Below are 22,402 nucleotides of genomic sequence, written 5' to 3'. Positions count from 1 at the left end.
TTAGCCTTTCACCGCACCAGCAGTAAGACCCCTTACTAAGTACTGCTGGGTAAAAAAGGTGATGATGATAGAGGGAACCACCAAAAGAGTGGCCATGGCGGTGAGCCCCTGCCAATCCACCTGGACAAAACCAATGAACTCGGAAATGACCACCGGTAACGTTTTAGAAGAAGCCCTGGTGAGGACCAGAGCAAAGAGAAATTCATTCCAGGACCAGACGAAGGAGAGAATGGCAGTTGCGGCAAGCCCAGGGGCAACACTGGGAAGCATGATGCGGTTAAAGAGAGCGAAATAGGAGCAACCGTCAATGAGCGCTGCTTCATCGAGGTCCCTCGGTATTTGTCTGAAAAATCCAGCCAGCATGAAGATAATAAAGGGTAAGCCATAAGTGGAATGTGCAAAGATCACAACCTGGCGGGTATCGATGATACCGAAGCGTGAAGCAAAAAGGAAGAAAGAAGGGAGCAAGGCAATGGGAGGAAACATCCGGGCAGCAATGATGGCCAGAGAAACCCAATTGTAGCCACGGAATTTCCACCTCGTCAGGGCATAGGCTCCAAGGGCGCCAAAGTACATGATGATGAAGGTGGTGCTTGTGGCAACGATGAAACCATTCAAGAGATATCGGGAAAAATCCTGGAGTCGGAAAACTCGCTGGTAATTCTCCAAGGTGGCTCGGAAAAAGAGCACCGGTTTTTCGGTGTATACATCGATTCTTTGCTTAAGGGAAGTCGTCACAATCCAGAAAATGGGAAAGAGGACAAAGAAAACAATGATGCAAAGTGCGCTGTAGAATCCTATCCACCAGAGCAGGCTTTTCGACTCAGGGCCCTTCACGCTTTTCCATCCCCTCTCTCATTTGACCTGTTCAAGAAATTGCAATTGCAAGACTTTGATGAAATACCAGGATATAAGAATTACCGCACCAAGAATGAAAATGGCTATTACTGAACCTCTTCCCATATTGAAGTGTCGGAAAATCCATTCATAGCTTAAGAATCCTAGCGTCGCCGTTCTTCCCCCCGGCCCTCCATTGGTCATCACATACACAAGGTCAAAGACCCGAAACGTATCCACCAGACGAATGATGAGGATAAGAAGGAAGCTCGGGATAAGGAGCGGGAAAATAATCCTCATGAATATCTGCCATCCTGTCGCTCCGTCGATACGGGCTGCTTCTAAGGGCTCATTCGGAATAACCTGGAGGCTAGTATACAGAACCAAAAAGACAAAGGGAATATAGAGCCAGATATCAGCAACTGCGACAGCATAGAGGGCAAAACGCGGATCCGCAAGCCAAGCCTGCCTCGTGCCTCCAAAAAACTGGACAAAGTAGTTCACTGCCCCCCCACTGCCCATCGAAGAGGAATTTCCAGCAAAGAGCCGAAGCGATCGGAGCAACCATCATGGGAAGCAGAATCAGGGAGAGGAAAACATTCTTCCCCGTGAAATCCCTATTGAAGAGGATGGCAATGATAAGGCCCATAAAGATCGAGAGCACAGTGGAAACGAGCATAAAAATCAAGGTATTTTTGAGGGCCTGCCAGAAGTCGGGGTGGGAGAATACGCTCACATAGTTTTTGAGACCAATAAACTGCATAGGAATATTTGGCTTATTCAAAAAATACCTCACAAACGATAAGAAAAGAGTGCTAAGGAGCGGAAAATACACCAGTATGAATAGACCGACTAATATGGGTAAAAGCATTATGTAAGGAGTAAGCCTTTTCTCAGCCATGGCATTCAATTTTAAACGGGAAAAACAGTGGCACCGTCTGTTTTTCCCGTTTCTTTAGATTAGGGTTTATTTGTAGTAACCGGCTTCGTCGAGAATTTCTCTCACCTTGACCGCTGCTTCGTCCAGAGCATCCTTGACACCGGCCTGCCCTGTAACCACCTTAGAAACGGCAAGTCCCCACACATCGATGATGGAAGAGATTTCAGGTATTCCAGGTCTTTCTTTGGTATCCTCAAAACTGATATTTACTGCTCTTTGCCAAGGAATTTGCGATTCCAAGGTTTGAATGATTGAAAGGCGACATACCGGAACTCCTTCAGGAACGTGGATTTTCTCCACCATCTCCCTGGAGTTGAAGAAAGCCAACCACATGTACGCCCATTCTTTGTTCTTGGAGAATGCCGACACCGTCCCTCCCCACGAACCCAACCGTGGAACTCGCTTCACCTTTTTGGGCATCGGTGCATAACCAACTTTTCCGACTACTTTAGACTGGGTGGGATCCTCCATCGCAGCTCCCAGGTAGGGCCACATCTGGAGCATGGCCAAACGCCCTTGCTGAAAGGCTGCACCAGATTCTTCGTTACCCCAGTTCGGCGCATCAGGAGGAGAGAATTTATTCACTGCTTCCGCGTAAGCTTTAAGAGAATCGACTCCAACCTGGTCATTAAAAATGGGATTCCATTGCTCGTCAAAGTACTCTCCACCCCACGACCAAAGCCAGGTGCTCCAGGTGCTTGAAGCCCACTCTCCCTGTTTTGGAGTCGTACCAAAGCCCCATACATCGGGAAAATTGGGGTTATTGGTGAACTTACTTGCTAAATCAAACAAGTCGTCGTATGTCGCAGGCAGCGTTGCCCCTGCTTGTTCAAAGAGATCCTTACGATAAAAGAGGACTTGGGTGCTTCCGTGATGGGGAATCCAATAGGTGTTCCCCTGGTAGGTAAGCAGGTTCACAATGCTTTGGGGGTAGTCTTCGATGTCAAAACGCGGGAGATTAGGGTCGTTCCAATACTTATTGAGAGGTTCGATATAGCCTGCATAGATGAACTCCAGAGACCACAAGCCTGGGATGAAAATAATATCGTACGTTCCCGTCCGAGCAGTAAGGTCAACGATGATTTTTTCGTGGAGATTTGCCCAGGGAATAGCATTCACTTCCACCTTGATTCCAAATTGCTGCTCAAAGAGCTTGCTTACTTCCAGGGCAGCCTTTTGCTCTACTGGCTCGTAGAGAACCACGGTGAGTTTTTCTGGCTTGGGTGCAGCAGGAACTTTACTGAAGTCGGGTTCTGCGGCAAGGACCATCCCCACACCGAGGGAAAGCAAAACAACACAAAAAAACCCAGTCCACCAAAGCTTTTCCTTTCATATGTATCCCCCCTTAAATATATAATGAATTAATTTTAATGAAGACTATTAATGTTTGTCAACATTAGATGTTTTAGAAATAAATCGGACTCCGTTTCCAGTGCTTCAAAAAGGAAAGATCAGCAAAAAGCGGGGTCCCCCCGATTACCATCGGTACAAGACCGAAGGGGTCGGCCTTGAAGAATATCCATTCCATGAAACATTACACGGATCATTCTTTCCCCTCATCATTTCACAGGTGAGTCGATTCTGGAAAACTTTCTCACGGATATGAAAAGAGGAACCTCTATTTCTCTATACTGCACAAAGAAGCAGTGAAAATTCTGACAAAGCTCAAAAAATTAAAAGGCGCACAGGTATCCCGAACCAGACCAGTAAAGATGGTTGTAAAGAGACTTTTCCCTCAATAAATCGATACCAGCGCAATCGTTTAGATAAAGACATGCTCACTGCGATAAAAATGAACCTTTAAACCAAAGAACTACAAGCCCCTCGGCATCGTTGAAAACTTACTATAATCATTTCAAAATCTCGTGAACACCTTTTATTAATTATTTGATTTTTTAAATACTCCTTGACAAAAATTAATCTCCTTTATACTATTTTAAAAACGAAGTATAAAACGGTTTTAAAACGTTTTATGAAGAACTCTGGTCGAGTAACCATTCGAGATATCGCCAAAATAGCCGGGGTTTCTCCGGCAACGGTTTCCAATGTTCTGAATAATCCGAAAAAAGTGAGTCTTGAGAGTCGTCGCAAAGTTGAAGAAGTGCTCCAGCAATGCGATTTTCGGCCCAACGTTCATGCTCGAGCCCTAAAATCCCAGCTGACTCCTACTTTTGGTCTGATTGTACCGACGCTCGAAGAACCGTACTATGCCCAGATTGTTCAGGGATTTGATGACTTTCTTAAAAACCACGACTATGGCTTTACCCTGTTTCTTACCCAGGACCTTTGGGTAAACGAGGAGCGAGCGCTTCAGGAAATTGTTCAACAGAGAATGGCCGGTATGGCGAGTATCCCTTCCTCAGTCCAGGAAACTCTCTTTTTCGACCGCTTACAAGAGACTTCTCTGTCTTGGGTATGCATCGATCGGGTACCGCTCGATGCCCTCGAACATAGAGGAAACTTCCTTTCGGCTGATTATCAGGCGTTAGCCCTATTCACGGCTTCTCTGCTCCGCGCAGAGAAACATGTTCGTCGAATCCTTTTCCTTACTGCAAGCCGTGTTTTTTTCTGCGAGCAGATCTTCTACGAAACTTTTCTCAGCGAACTCGATACGTTAGCCTCCTTGGTAATCCATGTTGACGCTCCGTTAGGGTGGACAGCTGCATTTCAAAAATTCTTCCCGATTTTGCGGGATAACCCTGATGTCAGCCATGTCGTCGCAACCAATCACGTTCATGCCAGGGCAATCATTGACGCTTCAGATTACTTGGGTCTCGCCACTAAAGTCTACTATTTAGGCCGAGAAAATTGGAAAGCCGTCAAAGAGAGTCGCAACGTAGTAGAAATCAGTCGTCCTGGTCTTAAAATTGGACGCCGGGCTGCCGAAATGCTGGTGCAGGCAACCCAGAGTCTGGTGGACCGCCCTCGCCGAGAGGTAACCCCGGTATATCTGGAACGCTTTTTCGTCCAAAAAGATTCTCTGAGCATAAAACGACCAAGAAAATCGACTGTGTCGATTCGAGTGGCTATGCTGTCTGACCCCTGCTACGATGCCATCCAGTCTCTGATCCAAGATTTCCTTGCTCGTTCTAAAACCAAGGTGTTTTTACAAGCGTTCCCTTACGAAGAACTGTATCAAGAAGTGATGAAAAACCCGGAAAGCGAATTCGATGTGTTTATGGTGGATGTCTCTTGGCTACCAGAGTGTGTGTATGCCAATCGTCTCTATGACCTCACACCCATGATTTCCCTGACTTCCGAACCCTTCTACGGCTTTATTCCTGGAGTCTTAGAAAGCTACGCCTTGGTCAACGGGCGCTACTTTGCGATACCGTTTTATTTTGGAGTGCAACTCCTCTTCTATCGACGCGACCTTTTCGAAGATGGTCGGATGAAAACCCTATTTTACGATCAATATAAAAAAGAACTGGTACCCCCGGGTGACTGGGACACCTACAACCAGGTTGCTCGTTTTTTCACCCGACAATTCAATCCTCATTCTCCGGTAGAGTACGGAACCACAGTCGGAGCACTGAACGACACCGCCATCATGTGTGAATTCCTTCCCCGTCTTTGGAGTTACGGAGGGGAAATTTTTGACCGCACTGGTCACCCCACGATTGCGTCCCCTCAGGGAGTCGAAGCCCTACGGGCGTACCTTGAAACATTCCACTACGCGCCACCACCCAGTAACTGGTGGGGAAAACAGGTTGAACATTTCGCCAATGGCAAAGCAGCCATGATGGTGATGTTTACGTCCAACGTGAATCTGGCGTTCCATCATCAGTCATCCAGAGTCTACGATCGAGTCGGCATTGAAGAAGTTCCTGGAAGGGTTTCGGTGCTCGGTGGCTGGTCACTGGGAATTCATGCCAAGAGTCGATACGTCGACGCTGCTTTTGAATTCATTCGCTGGGGATGTTCCTCAGAGCTTGCCATTCCTTTCTCACTCCTTGGTGGTTGCACCGCCCACTTCAGCGTGTACCAGTCTGCAGAACTGGTTCGTGCCCTCCCCTGGGCTCGGTTAGCAGAAAAGGCTTTCGCCAAAACTAAGAAAAGAGCGGCAGTTCCGCATCTGGGAATTGAAGTTGTGGAACAGAAGTATTTAGAGCACGTGATTGGGTGCTGTATTCAAGAAGCCCTCCATGGGCAGACGAACCCAAAACAGGCCCTTCAAAAGGCACAGGAGATGATGAATGCCTTTTCCTTCCACTACGTAAGGAGGTGATGTGCAGCGTAACGTCCAGAGCCAGGTCTTTCAGTCAGTTTTGGTGGTCAATCAACAATCAAAAAGGGGGTAGGGTCACGTGGTAAAAAAGCAAAGTGGAATGGTATGGTTCCTGGGAATTTTCCTCACCGTCACGCTTTTCACAGCGGTGGCACTGGGAAAGGGGTTTGTGATTGCAGTCAGTAACGGGTATATTGGAAATAGCTGGCGAACCCAAATGATCGCTGCAATCGAAGAGTTGGGAAAGAAGTACCAGGAAATGGGTATCGTGGACCGAATCATCGTCAAAAACTCTGGCCTCGACATTCAGGCTCAAATTGCTGACTTTCGCAACTTGATGAACATGCAACCCGATGCAATTCTTTTAAACCCGAACTCTCCAGATGCATTGAACCCAGCCATTGAGGAAGCCGTCTCTCGAGGAATTCTGGTTTTGGCAATTGACCAGCCAGTGACGAGCGAAGAAGTGGCCTGTAACGTCACCATCAATCAGTACGAGTGGGGGAAGAAACTTGCCGAGTGGACGGTTGAAAAACTCAATGGTCGAGGAAAAATCATTCGTATTGACGGGTTAGCCGGTCATCCGGCAAACGTGGAAAGAGTCAAAGGAGCGACCGACGTTTATAAGAACTATCCGGAAATTCAGATTGTGGCCACAGCAAACGGTGATTGGGATCAAGCCAGGGCACAACAGGTGATGTCCAACCTCCTGGCTGCGCATCCGGACGTTGATGGAGTTCAGTCCCAGGATGGAATGGCCCTGGGAGTGATCCGTGCATACTTAGCTTCGGGTCAAACTTTGCCAAAAGTGCTCACTGGAGAGACCATGGTGGCCTTCCTGAGAGAATGGAAACGGCTCAAGGATGAAATGGATTTTGATACCATCGGTATTACCAATCCTCCAGGTGCGGCTGGAGCCTTAGGGCTGGGTTTTGCCGTGCGGCTTCTCCAGGGAAAACAATTCAAACCCGGTGTTCTTCGGGACGGGAAATACTACTATATCCCGGTCATGGTCGTGACTAACGAGAACTTTGACCAGCTCTACGAGACGGTGAAGGATAAAGAGGATTCGTATTTCTTGGATCAGATTCCTACCGAAGAAGAACTGGACGCCCTTTTTCAGTAATCGATTAAGGTTCTCCCCTCTCCATTTCCGGAGAGGGGAGAGGGAGGAAAAAAATGAGAGAATTACGCATTGATGGGATAGAGAAGAGTTTTGGAGCAATCAAAGCTTTAGGTGGGGTTTCCCTCTTTTGCCAAAGTGGTGAAATTTTGGGACTGGTGGGCGCCAACGGTTCAGGGAAAACCACCCTGTCGCGTATTATTACGGGCACCATTCGTCCCGATTTGGGAAACATCTCGATCGATGGACAGAGGGTACAATTCCATCATCCTCGGGAGGCTCGAGCACTGGGAATCCTTATGGCCCACCAAAATTTGAGCTTGATTGAAAGCATGAGCATCTGGGAAAACGTCGTGCTGGACCACGAATTCCTCACACCGAGAAAATTACTCGACAACCAGCAATCTCGGGCCTTTACGGCAAAATGGCTACAAAAATTTGGCTTATCAATCGATGTAAACCTCAAAGTCGAAAAACTATCTCCCGACCTTCGTCAAATGGTGGAAATCATCAAAGCCATGTCCTGGGACCCAAACGTTCTCCTTTTGGACGAGCCCACCGCCTCTTTAGACCATGAAAAGGTGAAACAAGTATTCGAAGCGATTCGAGAAGAGAGAGAAAAGGGGAAACTCATCATTTTTATTTCCCATCGTATCAATGAAGTTATCGAGATTTGCGACCGAGTAGCGGTGCTCCGAAATGGAAAGAACGCAGGAGAAATCGATCTTCGAAACAACCACTGCGACCAAAGAAAAATCGTGGAACTCATGGTCGGTGAAGTGGAACAGAGCGAGCAGAAAAAATCTTGTCCCGAGCCTGGAACAACCAAACAAACTCCAATGACGATCTTAGAAGTCATCCATCTCAAGGTGGGCGATAAAGTCAAAGATATTTCTCTGACCCTCCGTCAGGGTGAATTCCTAGGCATCGGTGGTTTACAGGGTCACGGTCAAGAAGAGGTTCTGCTAGCCCTCTTTGGAGCAATATCCAAAAGTTCAGGAACCATAAAGCTCAATGGTCAGGAAACTCATTTCTCCCATCCGTCTGAAGCCATCAATGCCGGCATTGTTCTCATCCCCGGCGATCGACAAAAAGAAGGGCTATTTCTGGAACAGAGCATCCTCTTTAACTTTTTCTATCCCTCTTTGAATACTTCGAAAAAACGATGGGTCCCATACACCGACCATAGGCAAAAAGCGAAAGAAACCTTCGAACAACTTCGCCTTGTCTATGCCCATTTAGACCAACAAGTCCGTTACCTGAGTGGAGGAAATCAACAAAAAGTGGTTATCGGCAAATGGCTTACACTTCAGCCCCGCATCATCCTTCTCAACGACCCAACCAAAGGAGTTGATGTTGGAGCAAGAAAAGAAATTTACGACCTCATCCACACCATGCGGGCAAAAGGTTTAAGTGTTATCCTTTTTGCCAGTGATAATCGAGAACTAATTGAAAATTGTGATCGAGTGCTCGTCATGTACGGTGGCCGGATCGTAGACGAAGTTGATACCGAAGAAATATGCGAAAGTCGGCTCATTGCATCGAGTTTATGTGTGGAATGGTGAGAAAAACATGAAAAAATCCTGGCACTTTTCAAACTATCCTGCTCTTTCCAGTTTATTCGTTTTTCTGGTCATTTTTTCCATTAACGTGTACCTACAACCTCGTGTCCTTACTTATCGTGTTCTCTACTCCAATCTCAGCACCTTCACGCCTCTTGTGCTCGTAGCGATGTCCCAGGCAGTAGTCATTTTGAGCGGTAACATCGACCTTTCGACCGGGGCAATGCTGTCGCTCCTCAACGTCGTTATGGCAACCCTTTTCCAAAACACACTGGGCAGCGTTCTTGCTGGTATCATCATCGCCTTTGCGATTGCCCTTCTAGGAGGCATGGTCAACGGGTACTTCGTGGGATACTTACGCCTTCCCCCTATCGTGACCACCTTTGCCACCGCCTTCGTTTGGAGCGGTATAGCCCTCCTCATCATGCCTCAACCGGGAGGACACGTCCCAAAATGGCTCTATCGGCTCTTTCAGAGCGGACGTCTACAATTCCCCTTACCTCTTTTTCTTATCGTTGTAGCACTTCTCATCTGGTGGTTGACGGTGCGAAAACCCTTAGGGAGAAAAATCTATGCAGTTGGTGGAAATCGCATCTCCAGCGTTCTCTCGGGAATTGATCACCGTCAGGTCATCCTTATGACCTACATGTTGAGCAGTTTCTTTCTGGCCCTGGCGGCTGTAGCATTGACCGGTCTTGTTGCTTCGGGAGATGCTCGAGTGGGCACACCAGTAACCTTAACCTCCATTGCGGCTGTGGCCATCGGTGGCAATTCTCTCCGCGGGGGAAGAGGTGGTGTGATTGGACCAATGCTGGGAGCGATACTTCTCTTTTTTATCAGTAACATTATTCTTTTGGTGGGTGTACCATCGCTTTATCAGGACTTCATCAAAGGAACGATCATCGTTGGAGCCATTGGTCTTGCTGTGCTGACCCAATATCGACGTTAGGGGGGTACAAAGGTGTTCAAGAATGCGTTCAAACAGTATTTTCCGGTTTTTCTGCTCATAGTTTTGCTCTTTCTGCTCGGCTCTTTCATCAATCCCGGTTTTTCTTCTTTTTCCAACATTGGCAATATTGTAGGAATATCGGCCTTTCTTGGCATCGTAGCCATGGGTCAGACTCTGGTGGTGATTTCGGGCAACGAAGGAATTGATCTCTCCGTTGGTTCTCTGGTTTCCCTAAGTGCAGTCTTAAGCTCGCAACTCATCGTGGGAAACAACCTTCGCCTTCTCATCGCACTCCCAGTCGTTTTGGGAACTGGAGCCTTTTTCGGTGTTTTGAACGGTATTGGCATCGCCTACGTTCGAATCCCTCCGGTGATCATGACACTCGGCATGGGGAGTTTGGTGCAGGGTTTTGTGCAGATTGTATGCGGAGGACAACCCACCGGAAGGGCAAGTAACATCCTCCTTGCTCTGGGTACCGGTCGTAGCCTGGGTTTTCCCAACATGCTCTTTTTTTGGTTGGGGCTTTCTCTCCTTTTCACCATGGTTCTCCGTTACAGCCGTTTCGGGCAACGGATTTATGGTATCGGTGCGAACCCGGTCGCGGCTTTTTTCTCTGGTACACGCATTGCTCCACAGCTTGTACTTGTATACACCCTGAGTGCTTTGATGGCCACCGTCGCTGGGTTTCTCCTTCTTGGATACACGGGAACATCCCACATGGACCTTGGCGCCGCTTACACCTTTCCTTCCATCATTGCCGTCGTGATTGGTGGTATTTCTCTGCAGGGCGGAAAAGGTTCTTATGGAGGAGTTTTGCTAGGAGCTACTTTTCTCACCGCTCTTTCCAGTTTGCTGGTCACCCTCAATCTGGGAGAAGGGGGACGACAAATTGTTTACGGTATTGCTCTGCTCATTCTACTTTTGGTGTATGCTCGAGAAGAGAGTGTAATATAGACCTCGAAAGAGGGAGGAGGATGGCAAAATAACAATGAAACCAAGAGAAAGGATCATAAGAGCGCTTAACCACGAGGAAACCGACAAGTTACCCGTTGATTTAGGATCGACGATGATTACTGGTATCCACGTTTCAAGCCTGCATAAAATAAAAGTGGCCTTAGGACTCATCGCTCCCGAGGACCCCGTCAAAGTCGTCGACCCGTACCAAATGTTAGGTGAAGTGGACAACGCCCTGCGCGAAGTTTTAGGGATTGACACCGTGCCGTTAATGCCCCAGGCAAATTTTTTTGGGTACCGGAATGAAAATTGGAAGCCCTGGACATTTTTCGATGGCACTCCCCTCTTGGTCCCTGAAAAGTTCAACACCGTTCCTGAAGCCCATGGAGACATCTGTCAGTATCCTCAGGGAGATATGTCATGTGCTCCATGTGCCAAAATGCCCAAAGGAGGATTTTACCACGATGCCCTGATTCGCCAGGAACCATTTGACGAAACTAATCTCCGCGTCGAAGACCAAATTGAGGAGTACAACCTTCTTACCGAAGAGGAACTCTCCTACTTTGAGAACGAATCCCGACGACTTTTTGAAGAAACTGAGTATGCGATCGTTTCTTCAGGTGTTCCTGGCACCAATTTGGGAGATATCGCCTTCGTTCCTGGACCCTCCCTGAAAGCACCCAAGGGTATTCGTGACATCGAAGAATGGTACATTTCCTTGGTGAGCCGTCAAGCATTTCTCCAGGAGGTTTTTGCTCGCATGACCGAAATTGGTCTCAAAAACCTCGAAACGTTCCACCAGGCGGTGGGAGAACGAATACAGGTAATCGTCATATCTGGAGCTGATTTCGGGTCACAACACGCGTCCTTCATCTCTCCCAAACTTTACCAAGCTCTGTTTAAACCTTTCCACACCAAGATCAACGCCTGGGTCCATGAACACACTACCTGGAAGACGTTCATCCACACCTGCGGAGCGGTATATGACCTCCTTCCAGACCTCATGGAAGCCGGATTCGACATCCTCAACCCAGTACAAATTTCGGCTGCTTCAATGAACCCAGAAATCCTAAAGCGCGAGTTTGGGCACCACTTTACCTTCTGGGGTGGAGGAATCAACACGCAAACCACTCTCCCCTTTGGAACACCTGAAGAAGTACGAAACGAAGCTCGACGACTCATCGAAATTTTCAAAAAAGGGGGAGGATTCGTGTTCGCCAGTGTCCACAACATCCAGGCGAACATTCCAGTCGAAAATCTTTTGGCACTTTTTGAAACGGTAGCCGAGTACCGATAGAGTGAAAACGAAGATGTAAAGGGGGTTTGTGTATGGATGTCCATTTTGAACTGCAGTACATCCCGGAAATGGGGAAAAAAAACGACTTTGGCATCGGAATTATTGGTTCGGGATTCATCGTGAGGAGCTGCCACCTTCCAGCATACCGGGAAGCAGGATACCAGGTGGTGGCCATCGCCACTCGTCCTGAAGACATTGCCCAGGCGGAGGATCTGGCTCGAACGCACCAAATTCCTCAGGTGTATGACGATATCCGGAAACTTGCTGCGAATCCAGATGTGGAAATCGTGGACATTGCTTATCCACCTCACCTCCAACTTGAAGTGATTGAACAAATTCTTCCTTACCGGAAAAAGGGCATTTTAGCCCAAAAGCCACTGGCCACTAACTATCAAGATGCAAAAAAGATTGTGGATCTTTGCCAGCGACACGGAGTGACGTTAGCGGTGAACCAGAATGGACGCTACGACCCTGCGGTTCAGGCCACCCGTTTCCTGTTACAAAGAGGGCTTCTGGGAAAACCGGTGATTGCCACTATTGAACTCCGTTTCAAACCTCACTGGCAACATTACATACTCGATTACGAACGACTCATGTTCCTTAACATGAGCGTGCACCACCTTGACCAGTTTCGTTACTGGTTTGGTCTCCCCGAGCGGATTTATGCCCATGGCACGACCTACCCGGGTTGTCCATACAAAGGGGAGTATCTCGGAGCCTATATCCTGGAGTACAGTGACGGACTGCTGGCTTCGGCCTGGGATGATGGTTTCACCTGGGATCCACCTGGTTTCGGCGTTTTTTACAAAATTGAAGGCACGGAAGGCGTCGCCAAGTTGAGTATAGGCTGGCCCTCCGGGGGACCGAGCACCATGAGTTTCTACTCTAAAAAAATTGGTGAAGCGTGGATTACCCCTGATCTCAAAGAAACCTGGTTTCCTGGAGCTTTCAAGTACACCATGGGAGAACTTATGAAAGCCCTGGAACAAGGCACTGAGCCGGAAAATAGCGGCACCGATAACCTCAAAACCATGGCCATGGTGGAAGCGTGTTACGTATCTCATCGTGAAAAACGGGCTGTACCGTTAAGGGAAATTCTCGAATCGTAGATTTCGGAGGTGATATTGATGATTCACGTGGGTATTTTCAACGGGTACTTTCCTTATTCGCTCCACCAAACCATCCAACGCATTAAAGAGCTGGGCTTCACCACCGTTCAGCTCGACCTCACTTTCCGGGATTTTGACTTTTCCACTCCGGAGGCCATTACCAGGGAAAAGTGCTGGCGGATTCGTGATGCCTTTCGAGAGGCAAATTTACCGATTTGCGTGGTTTCAGGGTACACCAATATCGTCCATCCCGATCCCAAAGAACGAGAGAAACGCCTCGCCTACTTAAAAACCCTGATACGTCACGCTCGTGACCTTGGTTCACCGTACGTGGTCAGTGAAACCGGAACGTTTAATCCAGAGAGTGACTGGGTACACCATCCCAAAAACAAAACTGAAGAAGGATACGAGGAAGCACGGGGAATAATCCTCGAACTTGCGCAACTCGCCTACGATTCTGGAGCTGTTTTTCTGGTGGAAAATTACGTCAACAACGTCATTGGATCCATCGATGAAGTCATACGACTTTTCGCTGACATTGGTTATCACCCTGGCTTGGGAATGCTTTTAGACCCCACCAACTTTTTCGATGAATGCACCATTCAAGATGTCGACGGTACTCTCAACCGGATCATGGACCTTGTGGACATCTTTCAAAACAAGGTGAAGATTGCCCATGCCAAAGACATCAAGAAGGCCGAAATCCTTGAGGAGAAACACGCTGCACTGGATGCTCCAGAATCTCACACCTTCCGAGGTGCGGGGGCGGTGGAGTTACCAGCTCCCGGACTAGGCATCCTCAACTACGAACTCTACCTCGGAAGATTGAGTAAAAATCATCCCAATATCCCCCTAATTATCGAGCACCTTGATGAAGCCGATGTTCCCCGGGCCAAGCAGTTCGTGGATGGGATACTCAAAAAAGTGGGTGTTTGATGAATTCCTAAAAGCAAAGATCTTTAAAGCCAAGCCCTACAGGGCTTGGCTTTTTCATTAAAGCGACCGCATACACTCTTTTTTTTCGTGCTCTTCCTACACGTATTGAGAAGGCCTCAGGGCACCCTCAAACGGTACGCATTGGCAAAAACACTTGCGGGTTTCCGGCTAAGGAAAACAAGATCGTAAACGGTGTGGACCAAGTCAAACCACCTGGAATTCCCTTTCTGGAGAACCCCGTGTGCCTATTTTGGAGTTTTTGCGTTCTCACTGGGGTATGTGATTATCCACTCTCATCGTATCCGCTCGGCTATCAAAAGCCATCCTCCACCATCCTCAAGACCCCAGAAGGTCATTGTGTTTTTTAACCCTGTTATCTACAATAAAGGGTGGACCTTACTCCAGTAAGGACCAGGCCAGTCGGGGAACGAAGCCCATGCGGGAACTCAAGGAAACAGGGCTTTGGGCGAAAGACAATTTGGGAAGAGACAAGACAGAAAGAGGGATAGTGAAAAGAGGGTAGAAGGAGCGGAGAACCCGATGCGCATCGGTTATCCCTGTATCAATCTGGGTCTTTCCTGCCGCCCTGACCGAACCTTTCGGTTAGCCTCCCTCTCCTGGGAGCGCTTGCGGGAGACGGTGGCTCAGAATTTAGCCTGCCTTGAGGAAATCATCCGCTGGAACGCCCAGCGGGGACTCCTTTTTTTACGTATCACCTCTGACCTCGTTCCTCTTGCCTCCCATCCCAGGAATCGGTATCCCTGGGAAGAGGAATTCGCCGAAACGTTCAGCCGAGTTGGAACCCTGGTTCGTCTTTACGGTATGCGCATTTCCATGCACCCAGGGCAGTACACCGTTTTAAACTCTCCCAGGAGAGAAACGGTGGAAGCAGCCATCGCCGACCTTGTTTATCACAATCGGGTTTTGAACCTGATGGGCTTCGACCAAACGGCCAAAATTCAAATCCACTTAGGAGGACAGTACGGGAATAAGAAGGCCGCTTTAAGCCGTTTTATCGAAACATTCCGTTCCTTAGACCCAACCATTCAGGAACGGTTGGTGGTGGAACACGACGAACGACTCTACACCTTGGACGATTGCCTCTCTGTGAGTGCCGTTCTGGGGGTGCCGGTGGTGTTCGACGTGCTCCACTGGCGCTTGAACCCCGACCATCACTCCTTTTCGAAAGCACTTGAAGCGGCCTCTAAAACCTGGAAAGAAGGCGATGGCATCCCCATCGTGGACTACTCGTCTCCACTTTTTGCAGGTCGCACGGGACGTCATGCCCTCACTCTGGATGAAGCCGATTTCCAAAGGTTTTTGGAAGAAAGCCATCCTTACGACTTCGATTTAATGTTAGAGATCAAAGACAAGGAGCAAAGCGCTCTCCAGGCGTTAGCGATCGCCCGATCCTTCGGCGATGAACGCCTTGTCACTCAGTTTCGGGACATATCCAAAAAGGAGGAAGAGTTATGAAACGAGAAAAACTCCCGCTGGTGCTCATTACGCTTTTTGTTTTTGTAGACGTACTGGGTTTCAGCCTGATCTTACCCCTCTTACCCTACTACGCCACCACGTTTGGGGCGACTGCTGAAGTGGTGGGGCTCATCTTAGGGGCCAATGCTTTCGCGCAACTTGTAGGAACCCCAATCATCGGTCGCCTTTCCGACCGTTTTGGGCGAAAACCGCTTCTTCTTCTCTCCCTTGCCTCCACGGTGATTGGGTTTCTCTTACTGGGTTTGGCTCGCTCATTGCGGATGATTTTCCTCAGCCGCATCGTGGATGGTCTCTTTGGAGGGAATATCTCTTTGGCCCAGGCCTACGTGAGCGATGTTACCCAGGACAGGGAACGCACGCAAGGGTTTGGGTTACTCGGCGCGGCGTTTGGTCTGGGTTTCATCTTTGGCCCCTTCCTGGGAGGGGTTCTCTCTTTCGGGGAAAACTATGCTCGACCAGCTCTCTGGGCAGCGGGTCTCTCGCTCCTTAACCTTATCGGCGTATTCCTCTGGCTCCCGGAGTCGCTGCCCCAGGAAGAGCGAAAACGACGGGCTCAGGAACCCCGAGCGTCTTTTTCCCTCAAAGCCCTTTGGGAAGCCCTGCGATTACCCTGTGTAGGACCGCTTTTACAGGTCCAGCTTCTCTATAGTTTAGCTTTCACCATTTTTGAGACGGCTTTTGCTCTTTTTGCCCGCGCTCGTCTGGGTCTTGATGCCCGAACCACAAGCTATGTGTTCACCTATGTGGGGATTCTGGTGGTCGTGGTGCAGGGCGTGGGCATTCGGTTTCTCACTCGGCGACTCACCGACAAACAGATGATTTTTGGTGGAAGCGTGCTTTTGGCCCTCTCACTCCTCAGCTGGGCCCTGACCCCTTCTTTGCCCTGGTTACTCCTGGTACTTGTCCCCCTATCTTTGGCCGGAGGTACCGTGAGGATCGCCATCAACAGCGCTCTCACCCGTTCAGTGTGGCCGGAAGAGGTGGGAGGTACCCTCGGTCTCTCCGCAGCACTGGGGAGCTTAACCCGAGTTCTCTCTCCCACCATCGGGGGATTTCTCCTGGGTCGAGTTGGAACCGTAGCACCTGGAGCATTGGGAGCAGTGATAATGGGTTGGCTTGCCTACTATAGCTGGCGGCGAGTCCTCTTTGTCCCAGATGTAGCCTGCCCAGAAGCACAGAGATAAAAACCATGGGGCGACTCCGAACAGAGAAACTCCATGTCCGCTTCATCGGCGTGACCGAAAGGGAACCAGTTCTGCCCCGTCGCTACACCTTGACCCACTCTGATGCCACCGGAGACCTTTTCCTCACCATAGGAAAGGAGTACAACCATAAAGCGCTTTCTTCCCTCAAGAGTAAATTCATGCGTGACGAAGTGCTGGGAGAATGGTTACAGGACTTGGAAGGCTTGGCCCTCCATCTCTACTGCCACGTAGGCGGAGGGCTGGTTTTCGGTTCCTTAGCCCTAAGGGATGCCATATTCCGCCGGGAGTTGCCTTTAGTCCTAGAAACAATCCGTTTCGGCGACCGGTTGTTTTTCGAAGAGCATTCAGATTTGGACCATGCGCCCATTCTCGTCCATTTCCAAGCCCCACACCCAAAGTATCGGCGTGTAGAGCTCTGGGGTACTCCTCAAGCATACAGATGGGATTAATCCGAAAACTCTCCCTCCGCTACGGGAAGGATCTCCATAACCACCGCGCATCAATGAAGTTACTACCGAGGCACTCCAAAGAAAGAAAACCCGGAGTGGTTTATGGTATACTCAGTCGCTTTCCCCCAGAGGCAAAGATGTGATGACCTATATCTTATCCCGGATGAATTCAGCCATTTTTTTGTCAACTCGATTGATGTGGTTAATCCACCAATCAATCAAGAGGTTATTCATTTTAACGGTCAGGCTCAGACTGGCCCCCTCCTGGTCGATACCCTCTTTCAACGTTTTGAACTCTTGCGAGTACTGATCATGGGAGTGTTTGTGGTTTTCATAGTCAGGGTAGTGAGACTTGACCATGAGCTTCTGTTCCGTTTCGAAGTGCGTGATGATATAGTTTTGCAAAAAGGTGGTGATTTCCCGTACCTTTTCTCGACCCTTTCCTGCAGAGTCTAGAAGTTCATTGATTCTCCTAAAAAGTTCCCTGTGTTGGTCATCGACAATGCTAACTCCAGTCAGTAACGAATCGTTCCACAGTAACGGCATATTCTACACCTCCACGTCAGAATAAAAAGCATCAAACCTCTTTATACTTTCTTCCTTTATGGAAGAGAGCTTTTCTACGATGTAGTCGCTTTCTGCCTCCAGGACTGAAAAGACGTTTTTGTCGATTTTGTCATCCCCAACCAGGCCTTTGATGTATCCGAGTGCATCACTTACGCTTAACCCGCTCCGATAAGGACGATCCTCGGTTAAAGCGCTAAATATATCAGATACCGCCATAATTCTCGATCCCAGCGGCAAATCTTCTCCTTTAAGGCTAAAGGGATACCCACTTCCGTCCAGTTTTTCATGATGGAAAGAACCCCAAATAGTGATCGTTTCCAAGTCCTTGATTTGTTGAAGAACCCGGTAGGTATAGTACGCATGACTCTTAACCAAGGTGAATTCTTCTTCAGTTAGGGTATCGGGTTTTTCCAAAATCTCTATGGGAATGGCGACCTTACCAAGATCATGGAGATTACCCGCGATTTCCATGAGTTTGAGCGATTCTTCTGAAAAACCAAAATGCCTGGCCAGCTCGACCGCAACCCCGGCAACTCCACACGAGTGCCAAGCGGTGAATCGACTCCGAAAATCGATAATGACATGAAGGATAGAGGCAAAAGAACGTAATTCCTCTAAGTCCATATCCACCGTGGTATCCAAACCATTCTCCTCGACGAGTACATCCAACGGTACACGCTCCATACCAGGCCAGAAATGTGCACTTTGAGAAATATCCAGAAATACATCGACGACATCAGGGTGAAACATTCTGGTCCGCTGGGCATACACTTTGCTCTCTATTTCCCGCACCGGAATCTCATCGCCACTTTTGGCCAATACCGCTACCCGATCAGCCAATTGAAGAATGCACGCTCCAGAGGGAACGGTGTTTCTCTCCATATCCCTATAGTAGGTATGATGGTGCTTGATGAGTAACGCTGGGCCAAAGAAGGGTTCAAATTGTTTGAAAAGGTGATGCCCTGTTGCTGCATGTCCGTGAGGATTGTTGAATTCAAAATCGGCTTCAAAAGCTAAATATTGCAGTCTTTCCTCGGTCGAAAGTGCACCCACGTCATGGAGAAGGCTCGCGATAACCAGATCCCGCTTTTCATCCAAAGGCAGGTTCATGCTTTGCGCAATATTCAGGGCAATGTAAGCTACCTTTGCGTGGTGTTTGGAAAAGGCCGGATTGACCAGATCCACACATTCGGAAATACCTTTAACCATATCGATGAGGTTGAGCGACAACTTTTGGACCACGCCAGTACCCCGGTTCAGTTCACCAATCCGTTTTGGCCAAAACATCCTGCAAACTTAACCTTCAAAACGATACCCCCTTCGACCCTCGCTGAAAAGGCCAAAAGTCCATTTTTCCAGGGCTCTGAATTCAATTTTACCATAGAATCAACTGACAATACATACAAGAAACCCTTCTGCTCCTGCTGGTTTTGCTCGGTCTTGCGATTACTTTACCTTCATGCTCCTAACCGCCCTATCAAGAACAGAAGAAAGGCGAACTTTTGTGGAAGCATTTCCATTCCTTACACCAAAACATCCACAAACATTTAAGATTTCAACAATACTACTTTAATCGGCGCTTAATCCTCTCCCTTGACAGAATGGACATACCAAATTTAGGATAAAAAAAGGAAAAACAAACATTCTGGGGAGGAACAAACGATGGGTTCGCTTCGCTCTATTCGAGGTAAGCTGTACCTGCAGATTCTTCTTCCGGTGGTGGCGGTGCTTGCGGGCGTAGTCCTCTGGCAGAATTTCACGAATCGCGAGAAAGCCTATAGCGACGCCCGGAGGTTGATGGAGGCCACCTCCAAGGAATTCGCAAACCGGGCAGAGGCTATCCTGAGTGTGGCCATGGATGCTGCCCGGACCATGGCCCAGGTGTTCTCCAGATTTGAGACGATTCCCGCAGAACACCGGCGGGAGGTTTTCTTGGGAATGCTCCGCCAGGTCCTGGAAGGAAATGAGGACTTTCTCGGGGTGTGGGTGTGTTTTGAACCCAATGCCCTGGATGGAAAAGACCAAGAGTTTCGGGGCCAAGAGGGCCATGACGATACCGGTCGCTTCATCCCCTACCTGTATCGGCAAGGAGGGTCCATCTTCCTTGAACCCCTGCGTGATTACGAAACCCCAGGAGCGGGGGATTACTACCTTTTGGCTCGCAACAGTGGAAATGAAGTGCTCCTTGAACCATACGAGTACGAGATTGCTGGAAAAAAGGTGCTCATGACCACCTGTTCGGTGCCCATTAAAAGAGAGGGCAAGGTGGTGGGGGTAGCAGGAGTGGATATGGCGTTAGAAAGGTTTCAAAAATACGTGAGCACTACGCGTATTTTCCAATCTGGCTTCTTGCGTCTTTCCTCTTTTAAGGGAATTGTAGTAGCCCAGCCTCAAATCGAGCGGGTTGGCCAGATCTGGGGAGAAGCACAGAGTAACGCTTCCCTCATTATGGAGACGATGCGAAAAGGCCAAACCTATATCGGAATGGAGTACTCTGGAGCTTTACAAAGGTATGTACTGAAAGCCTATGCCCCCATTTTCGTGGGGCAGGTCAAAGAGCCATGGGTGGCTACCGCCGCAGTTCCCCCCGAAGAGGTCTTCCTGGAAGCCAACCAGAATTTCCTGCGCTCTCTTCTTTTCCTCTTGGCCGGAGTGGCGGTGGTGGTCCTCATCATCTTGTTCGTCTCTGGTTCTCTCAGTAGACCCCTCCAGGCCTTAGCCCAGGGAGCAGAGAAGATGGCCCAGGGTGACCTGCAGGTGCATTTTGCCGAGGTGCGGGGCCAGGATGAAACCGCCCTCCTCAGCCGAGCCTTCAGGGTGATGACCGAAAACCTGCGGGGGATGGTGGTCCAGATTACCAACGTGGCTTCCCAGTTAGCTTCCTCCGGTGAGGAGCTTTCCTCATCCATCGGGGAGATTTCTAAAACCACCCAGGAAATCGCCCGCACCATCTCCCAGGTGGCCGAGGGCTCAAGCTCTCAAAGCCAGGACTTAGAGCGTATCACCCAGGAGGCAGGGCTCATCGCCCGGCGAGTCGATGATCTGGCCAAAGCCACCGAACGGAATCTCGCTGCCCTGCAAGAGATGGTCCGGAGTGTGGAGGAGAACTTCCAAGCCCTTCAGGAAATCGAAAGGGCCATGAACCTGAGCCTTGCCCAGGGGAAAGAGAGCCGGGAGGAAGCCCAGCGGGGGCAGGAGCTTCTTCGGGTTCTCTCCGGCAACATCCATGCCATCGCCGATGTGGCCCAGGACGTCTCCCAGGCCATCGAGACCCTCGACCAGCGTTCCCAGGAAATCGGGAAGATTGTGGAAGTCATCACCGGGATTGCCGAACAGACTAACCTCCTGGCCCTCAATGCCGCCATTGAAGCCGCCCGGGCAGGAGAAGCCGGACGAGGATTTGCGGTGGTGGCCGAAGAGGTGCGCAAACTCGCCGAGAACTCCGCTCAGGCTGCCCAGCAGATTGCCCACCTCATCAACCAGATTGGCCAGGATACCCGCAATGCCGTGGAGCGGATGAAACGAGCCACCCACCAGGTGGAAGAGGGCGTGGCCCAGGGGGAGAGGGTTACCCAGAGCTTCACCCAGATCATCAAGGCTCTGGAGAGTTCCACAAGCGGCCTGGAGAACCTGGCCTCACGGTTTGACCAGGCTCGCAAAAGTCAGGATTTCCTCCAGAAACGCTCCAGTGAGGTGGAGTCCCTCTCCGAAGACGCTGCCCGGGGAATCCAGGAGGTGGTGCAGGCGGTGGCCAGCATCACCGAGCGCATCAATGCCGTGGCCGCGGTGGCTGAAGAGAACGCCGCTTCCAGCCAGGAAGTCTCCGCCTCCACCGAAGAGGAGAGCGCTTCCCTGGAGGAGCTCACCTCAGCTGCCGAATCCTTGGCCAAATTGGCTGACGAGCTGCGGACCCTGGTGGAACGCTTCAGGGTGTAGTGGTTTTCCCCCGCTTCTTCCGGAAGAAGCGGGGGTGAGGACACTCCCCCAAAGCAATTCAGGTACTGGGACTCGGTGGAAGTAAGAGTTTGCGCCCCAAACCTGGTTCCGTCTGCGCCGGCGTAAGGAATCCTTCGGGAACCTTGACATCGGAAAAGTTTTACCTTATAATTCTACCAAAATGATAGTTTTTATAATCTTTAGGGAAGAGAATTCAAATGCTAATTGCATAGCAAAGGAGGTAAGACCATGGTGGGGATGGAAATCTGGTATCCTGCGCCCGGTGTGGAGAGCTCCAGTGGATTTGTGATGGACTGCTCTCGGTGTGCTTTTTCTGTGGGGAAGTGCTCAATCCCTTTGTAACTCTTGGCGAGAGGGAGGAAACCCATGCACATCGCTGAAAATATCACCAAACTCATTGGTAACACTCCCCTTGTGTACTTGACGAAACTTGCTTCAGGGCTTCCTGCAAAAGTAGCGGCAAAACTCGAATTCTTCAATCCATGTGGGAGCGTGAAAGACCGTATAGCCGTCTCTATGATTGAAGAAGCAGAAAAACAAGGGCTTCTCGGTCCGGAATCGACAGTCATTGAACCCACAAGTGGTAACACCGGTATCGGCCTGGCTTTCATCTGTGCTCAACGAGGATATCGCCTTATCCTGACCATGCCAGAAAGCGTCTCGGTTGAACGACGGAAAATCCTCGCCCACTTTGGCGCCGAAATCGTCCTTACCCCGGCAGAGAAGGGTATGCGCGGAGCGGTGCTGAAAGCCGAGGAGCTCTATACCCAGACTCCCGGTGCTTTCATGCCT

19 protein-coding genes are annotated in these 22,402 nt (G+C 49.5%); 14 read left to right on the top strand and 5 right to left on the bottom strand.

What is annotated here, in order from left to right:
- Positions 1-837 carry a carbohydrate ABC transporter permease gene (locus ABDK92_04465; GenBank protein ID MEN3185876.1) on the bottom strand — a complete coding sequence of 279 codons (837 nt, stop codon included), beginning with the start codon at positions 835-837 and terminating at the stop codon, positions 1-3.
- 18 nt (positions 838-855) lie between these two features.
- Positions 856-1,341: a sugar ABC transporter permease gene (locus ABDK92_04460; GenBank protein ID MEN3185875.1), complete on the bottom strand. Its 486-nt coding sequence runs from the start codon at positions 1,339-1,341 to the stop codon at positions 856-858.
- A 65-nt stretch (positions 1,342-1,406) separates the two neighbouring features.
- On the opposite strand from ABDK92_04460, the gene ABDK92_04455 reads away from it, so the two are divergent.
- Complete coding sequence (locus ABDK92_04455; protein ID MEN3185874.1) at positions 1,407-1,577, top strand: hypothetical protein; 171 nt, start codon at positions 1,407-1,409, stop codon at positions 1,575-1,577.
- Between the two features lie 227 nt (positions 1,578-1,804).
- Here ABDK92_04455 and ABDK92_04450 read toward each other — a convergent pair whose 3' ends face one another.
- Positions 1,805-3,046 (bottom strand): sugar ABC transporter substrate-binding protein, encoded by a 1,242-nt coding sequence (locus ABDK92_04450; GenBank protein ID MEN3185873.1) that lies wholly within the window; start codon positions 3,044-3,046, stop codon positions 1,805-1,807.
- A 703-nt stretch (positions 3,047-3,749) separates the two neighbouring features.
- On the opposite strand from ABDK92_04450, the gene ABDK92_04445 reads away from it, so the two are divergent.
- From ABDK92_04445 to ABDK92_04395, 11 genes are all read left to right on the top strand, one after another.
- Complete coding sequence (locus ABDK92_04445) at positions 3,750-6,005, top strand: extracellular solute-binding protein (GenBank protein ID MEN3185872.1); 2,256 nt, start codon at positions 3,750-3,752, stop codon at positions 6,003-6,005.
- A 79-nt stretch (positions 6,006-6,084) separates the two neighbouring features.
- Positions 6,085-7,131 (top strand): substrate-binding domain-containing protein, encoded by a 1,047-nt coding sequence (locus ABDK92_04440; GenBank protein ID MEN3185871.1) that lies wholly within the window; start codon positions 6,085-6,087, stop codon positions 7,129-7,131.
- Between the two features lie 53 nt (positions 7,132-7,184).
- Positions 7,185-8,693: a sugar ABC transporter ATP-binding protein gene (locus ABDK92_04435; GenBank protein ID MEN3185870.1), complete on the top strand. Its 1,509-nt coding sequence runs from the start codon at positions 7,185-7,187 to the stop codon at positions 8,691-8,693.
- 7 nt (positions 8,694-8,700) lie between these two features.
- The gene (locus tag ABDK92_04430; GenBank protein ID MEN3185869.1) at positions 8,701-9,639 is read left to right on the top strand and encodes an ABC transporter permease; all 939 of its coding nucleotides are present in this window, start codon (positions 8,701-8,703) and stop codon (positions 9,637-9,639) included.
- 12 nt (positions 9,640-9,651) lie between these two features.
- On the top strand, positions 9,652-10,593 hold the full coding sequence (locus tag ABDK92_04425) for an ABC transporter permease (protein ID MEN3185868.1): 942 nt from the start codon (positions 9,652-9,654) through the stop codon (positions 10,591-10,593).
- 34 nt (positions 10,594-10,627) lie between these two features.
- Entirely contained in the window at positions 10,628-11,890 is a 1,263-nt protein-coding gene (locus ABDK92_04420) for a uroporphyrinogen decarboxylase family protein (protein MEN3185867.1), read from the top strand.
- 32 nt (positions 11,891-11,922) lie between these two features.
- Positions 11,923-12,999: a Gfo/Idh/MocA family oxidoreductase gene (locus ABDK92_04415; protein MEN3185866.1), complete on the top strand. Its 1,077-nt coding sequence runs from the start codon at positions 11,923-11,925 to the stop codon at positions 12,997-12,999.
- Positions 13,000-13,017: 18 nt separating this feature from the next.
- The gene (locus ABDK92_04410; GenBank protein ID MEN3185865.1) at positions 13,018-13,935 is read left to right on the top strand and encodes a sugar phosphate isomerase/epimerase; all 918 of its coding nucleotides are present in this window, start codon (positions 13,018-13,020) and stop codon (positions 13,933-13,935) included.
- A 540-nt stretch (positions 13,936-14,475) separates the two neighbouring features.
- Entirely contained in the window at positions 14,476-15,411 is a 936-nt protein-coding gene (gene uvsE / locus ABDK92_04405) for a UV DNA damage repair endonuclease UvsE (GenBank protein ID MEN3185864.1), read from the top strand.
- Positions 15,408-16,616, top strand: coding sequence for an MFS transporter (locus ABDK92_04400; GenBank protein ID MEN3185863.1), 1,209 nt, complete (start codon positions 15,408-15,410; stop codon positions 16,614-16,616). The genes uvsE and ABDK92_04400 overlap by 4 nt, the downstream gene beginning before the upstream one ends.
- A gap of 5 nt (positions 16,617-16,621) precedes the next feature.
- Positions 16,622-17,086, top strand: a complete 465-nt coding sequence (locus ABDK92_04395) for a staygreen family protein (GenBank protein ID MEN3185862.1) — start codon at positions 16,622-16,624, stop codon at positions 17,084-17,086.
- Positions 17,087-17,233: 147 nt separating this feature from the next.
- On the opposite strand, the gene ABDK92_04390 is transcribed toward ABDK92_04395, so the two are convergent.
- Together ABDK92_04390 and ABDK92_04385 are read right to left on the bottom strand one after the other, a co-directional pair.
- Positions 17,234-17,632, bottom strand: a complete 399-nt coding sequence (locus ABDK92_04390) for a bacteriohemerythrin (protein ID MEN3185861.1) — start codon at positions 17,630-17,632, stop codon at positions 17,234-17,236.
- A gap of 3 nt (positions 17,633-17,635) precedes the next feature.
- A complete protein-coding gene (locus tag ABDK92_04385) occupies positions 17,636-18,940 on the bottom strand; it encodes an HD domain-containing phosphohydrolase (protein ID MEN3185860.1) in 1,305 nt (434 codons plus the stop codon).
- A 375-nt stretch (positions 18,941-19,315) separates the two neighbouring features.
- On the opposite strand from ABDK92_04385, the gene ABDK92_04380 reads away from it, so the two are divergent.
- Both ABDK92_04380 and ABDK92_04375 read left to right on the top strand, forming a co-directional pair.
- The gene (locus ABDK92_04380; GenBank protein MEN3185859.1) at positions 19,316-21,589 is read left to right on the top strand and encodes a methyl-accepting chemotaxis protein; all 2,274 of its coding nucleotides are present in this window, start codon (positions 19,316-19,318) and stop codon (positions 21,587-21,589) included.
- Between the two features lie 387 nt (positions 21,590-21,976).
- The coding region (locus ABDK92_04375) for a pyridoxal-phosphate dependent enzyme (GenBank protein ID MEN3185858.1) at positions 21,977-22,402 on the top strand (426 nt) is incomplete at its 3' end.

This window comes from Atribacterota bacterium, assembly GCA_039638595.1.
Lineage (GTDB): Bacteria > Atribacterota > Atribacteria > Atribacterales > Caldatribacteriaceae > Profundicultor > Profundicultor thermophilus.
Note: the sequence above shows the minus strand (reverse complement) of the source record. Positions and strands in the feature narration are given on the sequence as shown.

Excerpts from the sequence above, each read along its gene's own strand:
- ABDK92_04455 (MEN3185874.1), top strand. The coding sequence starts at position 1,407 with ATGGGAAGCAGAATCAGGGAGAGGAAAACATTCTTCCCCGTGAAATCC.
- ABDK92_04450 (MEN3185873.1), bottom strand. The coding sequence starts at position 3,046 with ATGGTCCTTGCCGCAGAACCCGACTTCAGTAAAGTTCCTGCTGCACCC.
- ABDK92_04445 (MEN3185872.1), top strand. The coding sequence starts at position 3,750 with ATGAAGAACTCTGGTCGAGTAACCATTCGAGATATCGCCAAAATAGCC.
- ABDK92_04435 (MEN3185870.1), top strand. The coding sequence starts at position 7,185 with ATGAGAGAATTACGCATTGATGGGATAGAGAAGAGTTTTGGAGCAATC.
- ABDK92_04430 (MEN3185869.1), top strand. The coding sequence starts at position 8,701 with ATGAAAAAATCCTGGCACTTTTCAAACTATCCTGCTCTTTCCAGTTTA.
- ABDK92_04420 (MEN3185867.1), top strand. The coding sequence starts at position 10,628 with ATGAAACCAAGAGAAAGGATCATAAGAGCGCTTAACCACGAGGAAACC.
- ABDK92_04415 (MEN3185866.1), top strand. The coding sequence starts at position 11,923 with ATGGATGTCCATTTTGAACTGCAGTACATCCCGGAAATGGGGAAAAAA.
- ABDK92_04410 (MEN3185865.1), top strand. The coding sequence starts at position 13,018 with ATGATTCACGTGGGTATTTTCAACGGGTACTTTCCTTATTCGCTCCAC.
- uvsE (MEN3185864.1), top strand. The coding sequence starts at position 14,476 with ATGCGCATCGGTTATCCCTGTATCAATCTGGGTCTTTCCTGCCGCCCT.
- ABDK92_04400 (MEN3185863.1), top strand. The coding sequence starts at position 15,408 with ATGAAACGAGAAAAACTCCCGCTGGTGCTCATTACGCTTTTTGTTTTT.
- ABDK92_04395 (MEN3185862.1), top strand. The coding sequence starts at position 16,622 with ATGGGGCGACTCCGAACAGAGAAACTCCATGTCCGCTTCATCGGCGTG.
- ABDK92_04390 (MEN3185861.1), bottom strand. The coding sequence starts at position 17,632 with ATGCCGTTACTGTGGAACGATTCGTTACTGACTGGAGTTAGCATTGTC.
- ABDK92_04385 (MEN3185860.1), bottom strand. The coding sequence starts at position 18,940 with ATGTTTTGGCCAAAACGGATTGGTGAACTGAACCGGGGTACTGGCGTG.
- ABDK92_04380 (MEN3185859.1), top strand. The coding sequence starts at position 19,316 with ATGGGTTCGCTTCGCTCTATTCGAGGTAAGCTGTACCTGCAGATTCTT.